Source organism: Streptomyces triticirhizae (assembly GCF_003696235.1).
Taxonomy (GTDB): domain Bacteria; phylum Actinomycetota; class Actinomycetes; order Streptomycetales; family Streptomycetaceae; genus Streptomyces; species Streptomyces triticirhizae.
The window spans coordinates 46,286-52,569 of sequence record NZ_RFFJ01000015.1; the positions used below are offsets into that span (position 1 = coordinate 46,286).

The following is a 6,284-nucleotide window of genomic DNA, read 5'->3' on the forward strand; positions in this document are numbered from 1 at the left end:
CTGGTTCCTCGCCCGCCTGCGGCGGGCCTTCGGCCGCGCCTACAGGGCGACGCCCAGCAGCGCGTCCACGGCGCGGGAGACCACGCCCGGGGCGCCCGGGTCGTCGCCGCCGTCGCGGTCCTGGGCCTCGGCCCAGCGGTCGACGGCGCGCAGCGCGGCCGGCGCGTCCAGGTCGTTCGCCAGGGCGGCCCGCACCTCGGCCACCAGCGCGTCGGCGGGCGGGCCGTCGGGCCGGGAGACGGCGTGCCGCCAGCGGGCCAGCCGGGCCACGGCCGCGCCGAGCACGTCGTCGGTCCACTCCCAGTCGGCGCGGTAGTGGTGCGCCAGCAGAGCCAGCCTGATCGCGGCCGGGTCCCAGTGGTCCCTCCGCAGCTGGGAGACGAGCACGAGGTTGCCCTTGGACTTGGACATCTTCTCGCCCTCGTAGCCCACCATCCCGGCGTGCACATAGGCGTGCGCGTACGGGTGGGTCCCGGTGAGGACGCGGGCGTGCGAGGCGCCCATCTCGTGGTGCGGGAAGGCCAGGTCGGAGCCGCCGCCCTGGATGTCGAAGCCCATGCCCAGGTGGTCCAGCGCGATGGCGACGCACTCCACGTGCCAGCCGGGCCGGCCGGCACCGAGGCTGGCGCCGTCCCACGACGGCTCGCCCGGGCGGGCGGCCCGCCACAACAGCGGGTCCAACGGGTTCTTCTTGCCGGGGCGGTCCGGGTCGCCGCCGCGCTCGGCGGACAGCTCCCGCATCGTGGCGGCGTCCAGCCCGGCGACCGAGCCGAAGCGGGCGTCGGAGGCGACGGAGAAGTAGGTGTCGCCGTCCACGTCGTAGGCGGCGCCGGCCTCCCGGAGCCGTTCGATCAGCGGAACGATCCGGGGTATGGCCTCCACCGCGCCGACGTAGTGGTCGGGCGGCAGCATCCGCAGCGCGGTCATGTCCTCCCGGAACAGCGCGGTCTCGCGCTCGGCCAGCTCGGTCCACGGCTCCCCGGTGGCCTCGGCCCGCTCCAACAGCGGGTCGTCGACGTCGGTGACGTTCTGCACGTACTCGACCTGCCGCCCCGAGTCCAGCCAGATCCGCTGCACGAGGTCGAACGCGGTGTAGGTGGCCGCGTGGCCCATGTGCGTCGCGTCATAGGGGGTGATGCCGCAGACATAGAGCCGCGCGACGGGCCCGGGCGACAGCGTCACGGGCCGTCGCGCGGAGGTGTCGTGGATCGTCAGATCCGGGCCCTGACCGGGCAGAACGGGGACCTTCGAGGCAGGCCAGGCATACATGCCAACGAGCCTAACGTCACGGGCCGAGCCCCGTCCCGGCGGGAGCCCTCCGGGGGCGGGCCCCCGGCCGTCGTCGCTCCGCCGAGGGCCCGGCCGGCGCCGTCAGAGCCGGTCGGGCCGTTACTGTACGGGCGCGGCGTGTCGCGCGGCGCCCTCACGCGCGGCGGCGTTCACGCGCGGCGCCCTCACGCGCGGCGCAGGCAGCTGAGAAGGAGATCCCGTGTCCTCGCCCTACGGCCCCGAACACTCCCGAGGGCCCGAGGAGGGCTGAGGGCCCCGAGGGGCCGCCGCCCGGAGGGCAAGGATCAGGGGCGGGGCAGACGCGGGTCAGATCAGGGGCCAGGGGATCGCGGGCCACTCGCCGCCGGGGAGGGGGTGGGTGCCGGTGGCGAGCAGGTCGGCGACCCGTTCGCGGAGGGCCTCGCACTCCTCCTCGGTCAGCAGCTCGGCGAGGCGCTTCGCCAGCGGGCGCCCGTCGGCCAGTTCCGCGCTCAGCCCGGCCAGGGCAGCGCGGACGTCCGTCGGCAACGGCTCGCCGCCCCAACCCCACAGCAGCGTCCGCAACTTGTTCTCCACATGGAAGCTGACCCCGTGGTCGATGGCGTGCAGCCGGCCGTCGTCCAGGGGCAGCAGGTGGCCGCCCTTGCGGTCGGCGTTGTTGATCACCGCGTCCAGGGTCGCCAGCCGGCGCAGCCGCGCGTCGTCCGCGTGCACCAGCAGCGCCGTGCGGCCCTCCGCGACCTCGGCGAAGCCGACGGCCTTCCAGCCGGGCCCGGGCTCCTCCCCCTCGACCAGGGCCAACAGCCGCTCGGGGCCCCGGCCGAAGTCGGCCGCGTCCGGCGTGGGCCCCACCCACAGCTGGCACATCCCGACGCCCAGCGGCCCCTCGCGCAGCACCGTCGGCGGCACCAGGTCCCAGCCCAGCGCGCGGCAGACCTCGTACGCGGCGACCTCGCGCTCGGCGAGGGTGCCGTCGGGGAAGTCCCACAGCGGGCGTTCGCCCGACACCGGCTTGTACACGCAGTGCAGGGTGCGGCCGGCCCGCTCGACGGTGGCGTAGAGGACCGCGTTGGAGGCGTCGGTGACCTGCCCCAGGATCGTCAACTCGCCCTCGGCGAGGACCTCACACGTGCTCACGCCCGGCTGCGACGGTATCCGTTCTGGCGCGGACATACGTGTCCCTCCGGGTCGAGCGGCAGGCTGCACAGCGGGCAGGGCGGACGGCCGGCGTTGACGACCTCCAGGGCGCGTTTGGCGAAGGCGCGCGCCATGGTGCCGCTCAGCCGGACCCGCAACATGGGCGGGCCGTTCTCGTCGTCGCGCAGCAGCCGCTCCTCGGCCTCGGCGAACTCCTCCTCGGAGTCCGCCTCCAGCTCAACCAGCGCCTGCGCCTCGACGATCATGCGCTCGGCCTCGCCGTCCCAGGCCAGGGCCATGGTGCCGACCCGGAACTCCTCGTCCACGGGCGAGGCCAGCGGCGCGGTGTCGGTCAGTTCGGAGGGGGCGACGGCCGGGACCGAGGTGTTGCCTCCCGAGCGCCGGACGACCTCGTCCAGCAGCTCGTCGATGCGCTCGGCGAGCGCTTCCACCTGCGCCTTCTCCAACGCGACGCTGGTGGTACGGCCGGCCGCCGACGCCTGTAGGAAGAACGTGCGGCGGCCAGGCAACCCGACGGTCCCGGCGACAAAGCGTTCGGGAGGGTCGTAGAGGAAGACCTGACGGGACACGTACTGCTCCGGGGGATCGATTGCTGGGACACGTGCACCCTACTGCGCTTCGCGATCACCGTGCCCCGGGACCGTCCGTGGCCGGCCACCGGGCGGGGCCCTCGTCGTTCCCTAGGCGCCGCCGCCCACCGGGGACTCGGTGGTCTCGGCGACGTCCCGGGCGGCGGCCTCGGTCTGCGGCACGAACTCGCCCAGGTCTCCGGTGTCCCCGAAGCGCAGCAGCATCGGGGGCTCGGTGTAGCGGATCGCGGTCACCGAGGCGGGGTGCGGCAACAGCCGTTGGAACAGGTCGAGATGCATCCCCAGCGCGTCGGCGACCACGGCCTTGATGTTGTCACCATGGGTGCACATCAGCCAGACCGCGTCGGCGCCGTGTTCCTCGGCGACCCGGGCGTCCCACTCGCGGACGGCCGCCACCACGCGGTGCTGGACGTCGCGCAGCGCCTCGCCCTCGGGGAAGACCACGGCGGACGGCTGGACGCGGACGGTGCGCATCAGCTCGGTCTCGGCCAGCTCCTTGAGCGGCCGGTTGGTCCACCGGCCGTAGTCGCACTCGGTGACCCGCTCGTCGGCGTGGACCGGCAGCTCGGGGCGCGCCTCGCGCAGCGGGGCGACGGTGCGCGCGCAGCGGAGCAGGGGGCTGTGCACGACGAGGGCCAGCGGCACCCCGGCCAGCCGTCCGGGCAGCGCCCGCGCCTGCTCCCGGCCGTAGTCGTCGAGGTCGACGCCGGGGGTGCGGCCGGCGAGCAGCCCCGAGGAGTTGGCGGTGGTCCGGCCGTGCCGGAGCAGCAGTAGCGTGGGCATGGCGCCCAGGGTAGAGCAGCGGGGTGGCGTGGCCACGCGGGCTCCGAGGGCGCTGTCCCCCGTGCGGGGTGGGCTGTTGAACGCGTGGCCGCCCGTTCACCGGCGCGCGCCGGCCCCTCGCGCGCCGGCGCCTCAGGCGAGGCCCGCGCCCTCAGGCGAGGCCAGCGCGCTCCAGGGCGGCGACCCCGGCGCGCAGGCCGGCGAACCGCTCCTCACGGGTGAACCCGGCCGGGGCGAGCGAGAGGGTGGTGACTCCGGCGTCGGCGAAGGCCCGCATCCGGTCGGCGACCCGTTCCACCGGCCCGATCAGCGTGGTCGCGTCGATCAGCTCGCGCGGCACGGCGGCGGCCGCGCCGTCCCTGTCGCCGGCGAGATAGCGCTCCTGGATGGTGTCGGCGGCCTCGCCGAAGCCCATCCGGTGGGCCAGCCGGTGGTAGAAGTTCTGCTTGCGGCTGCCCATCCCGCCCACATAGAGCGCGGTGTACGGGCGGAAGTGGTCGGCCAGCGCGGTCAGATCGTCACCGATGGCCAGCGGAACGGTCGGCACCACATCGAAACCGTCCATCGTCTGACCGATCCGCTCCCGCCCGGCGCGCAGCGGCGCCAGCGTCGTCTCCTCGGCGTGCTCGGGCGAGAAGAAGATCAGCAGGGCGCCGTCGGCGATCTCCCCGGTCTGCTCCAGGTTCTTCGGGCCGATGGCGGCGATGTAGAGGGGAACGCGCTCGCGGATCGGGTGCACGGTCAGCTTGATGGGCTTGCCCGGCCCTTCGGGCAGCGGCAGCGTCCAGTGCGCGCCCTGGTGGGTCAGCCGCTCGCGGGACATCGCCTTGCGGACGATCTCCACATACTCGCGGGTGCGGGCCAGCGGCCTGTCGAAGCGGACCCCGTACCAGCCCTCGGAGACCTGCGGCCCCGAGACGCCCAGGCCCAGCCGGAACCGGCCGCCGGAGAGGCTGTCCAGGGTGGCCGCCGTCATCGCCGTCATCGCCGGGGTCCTGGCCGGGATCTGGAGGATCGCCGAGCCCACGTCGATGCGTTCGGTCTGGGCCGCGACCCAGGAGAGCACGGTCGGGGCGTCGGAACCGTACGCCTCGGCGGCCCAGCAGACCGCGTACCCGAGGCGGTCGGCCTCCTGGGCCACCGCCAGGTTGTCCGCGTCCATCCCGGCGCCCCAGTAGCCGAGGTTGATTCCGAGCCGCATGAGATCCCCTTCACCGCCGCCTACTCACCGGTAACGCACCGGTCCCCCGGACTGTAGCGCGTGCCCGCAAGTACCCTCAACGCCCATGGATCTCAGGCACCTCGGCCGTACCGGACTGCGCGTCTCCCGCCTCGGGCTCGGGACCCTCACCTGGGGCAGGGAGATCGACGAACGGAACGCGGCCGAGCTGCTGAAGACGTTCTGGGCCGCCGGCGGCACGCTGGTCGACACCGCCGACGTCTACGCCGACGGCGAGGCGGAACGGATGCTGGGCCGGCTGGTCGGCGGCTCGGTGCCGCGCGAGGACCTGGTGATCGCCACCAAGGCCGGCAGCGTGCCCGACCCGGACCGCCGCTTCGACACCTCGCGCGGTCACCTGCTGGCGGCGCTCGACGCCTCCCTGGCGCGGCTGCGCACCGACCACGTTGACCTGTGGCAGATCCACGCCTTCGACCCCGAGACGCCGCTCGACGAGACGCTCCAGGCGGTGGACGTGGCCATCGCCACCGGCCGGGCCCGTTACGCCGGGGTCTCCAACTTCTGCGGCTGGCAGCTGGCCAAGGCGGCGACCTGGCAGCTGGCGGCGCCGCTGGGCCGGACCCGGCTGGCCAGCACGCAGATGGAGTACTCGCTGCTGCAACGCGGGGTGGAACGGGAGGTGCTGCCGGCCGCGCTGGACCTGGGCGTCGGGCTGCTGCCGTCCTCGCCGCTGGGGCGCGGGGTGCTCACCGGCAAGTACCGGGAGGGCGCCAGGCCGGCCGACTCCCGGGGTGCCTCCGAGGTGTTGGCGGGCTTTGTCGCGCCCTATCTGGACGAGGCGGCCGGCCGGATCGTGGACGCGGTCGCCATAGCGGCCGACGGGCTCGCGGTGACGCCGGCCCAGGTGGCGCTCGCCTGGGTGCGGGACCGGCCGGGGGTGGCGGCGCCGCTGCTGGGGGCGCGGACGGCGCGGCAGTTGGAGGAGGCGTTGTCAGTGGAGGCGCTTAGTCTTCCCGATGAGATTCGCCGGGCCCTGGACGACGTCTCGGCGCCGGTGCACCACTACCCCGACCAGGACTGGAGTTCGCTGTGACCTCCGAGCACGCCACCCCCGCCGACGCGGCGGCGGAGCTGCGGGCCGCCGTGCGGGCCGTGGAGAGCGGTGAGCGCCCCGCCGCCTCGTTCTTCAACCGGCCCGAGCCGCCGAAGCCGCCGAAGCCGGCCCAGCGGGGCGGTCCCCGCCCGCCGGCGGCCGAGGCGGGGCCGGTGGCCGTGCCGGAGGGGCTGCCGGCGCTGTTGGCCGC

Annotated in this window: 6 protein-coding genes and 1 pseudogene; 2 read left to right on the plus strand and 5 right to left on the minus strand. The window is 74.7% G+C overall.

What is annotated here, in order from left to right:
- Positions 1–39: 39 nt before the first annotated feature.
- The 5 genes from mshC to EBN88_RS05195 all read right to left on the minus strand — a co-directional run bounded on the left by mshC (position 40) and on the right by EBN88_RS05195 (position 5,001).
- Positions 40–1,269: a cysteine--1-D-myo-inosityl 2-amino-2-deoxy-alpha-D-glucopyranoside ligase gene (gene mshC / locus EBN88_RS05175; protein ID WP_122182599.1), complete on the minus strand. Its 1,230-nt coding sequence runs from the start codon at positions 1,267–1,269 to the stop codon at positions 40–42.
- Positions 1,270–1,596: 327 nt separating this feature from the next.
- Entirely contained in the window at positions 1,597–2,442 is an 846-nt protein-coding gene (locus tag EBN88_RS05180; protein WP_122182600.1) for an SCO1664 family protein, read from the minus strand.
- Positions 2,403–2,996, minus strand: a complete 594-nt coding sequence (locus tag EBN88_RS05185) for a DUF3090 domain-containing protein (protein WP_122182601.1) — start codon at positions 2,994–2,996, stop codon at positions 2,403–2,405. The genes EBN88_RS05180 and EBN88_RS05185 overlap by 40 nt, the downstream gene beginning before the upstream one ends.
- A 111-nt stretch (positions 2,997–3,107) precedes the next feature.
- Positions 3,108–3,800 carry an MSMEG_4193 family putative phosphomutase gene (locus tag EBN88_RS05190; protein WP_122182602.1) on the minus strand — a complete coding sequence of 231 codons (693 nt, stop codon included), beginning with the start codon at positions 3,798–3,800 and terminating at the stop codon, positions 3,108–3,110.
- 151 nt (positions 3,801–3,951) lie between these two features.
- Positions 3,952–5,001, minus strand: a complete 1,050-nt coding sequence (locus EBN88_RS05195) for an LLM class F420-dependent oxidoreductase (protein ID WP_122182603.1) — start codon at positions 4,999–5,001, stop codon at positions 3,952–3,954.
- 85 nt (positions 5,002–5,086) lie between these two features.
- Between EBN88_RS05195 and EBN88_RS05200 the strand changes: the two genes are divergently transcribed.
- On the plus strand, positions 5,087–6,073 hold the full coding sequence (locus EBN88_RS05200; RefSeq protein WP_122182604.1) for an aldo/keto reductase: 987 nt from the start codon (positions 5,087–5,089) through the stop codon (positions 6,071–6,073).
- A pseudogene (locus EBN88_RS05205) lies at positions 6,070–6,284 on the plus strand (exodeoxyribonuclease V); the annotation flags it as partial. The gene EBN88_RS05200 and the pseudogene EBN88_RS05205, both read left to right, overlap by 4 nt.

Bases quoted from the DNA above. Each gene is read 5' to 3' on its own strand.
- mshC (WP_122182599.1), bottom strand. From the start codon at position 1,269: ATGTATGCCTGGCCTGCCTCGAAGGTCCCCGTTCTGCCCGGTCAGGGC.
- EBN88_RS05180 (WP_122182600.1), bottom strand. From the start codon at position 2,442: ATGTCCGCGCCAGAACGGATACCGTCGCAGCCGGGCGTGAGCACGTGT.
- EBN88_RS05190 (WP_122182602.1), bottom strand. From the start codon at position 3,800: ATGCCCACGCTACTGCTGCTCCGGCACGGCCGGACCACCGCCAACTCC.
- EBN88_RS05195 (WP_122182603.1), bottom strand. From the start codon at position 5,001: ATGCGGCTCGGAATCAACCTCGGCTACTGGGGCGCCGGGATGGACGCG.
- EBN88_RS05200 (WP_122182604.1), top strand. From the start codon at position 5,087: ATGGATCTCAGGCACCTCGGCCGTACCGGACTGCGCGTCTCCCGCCTC.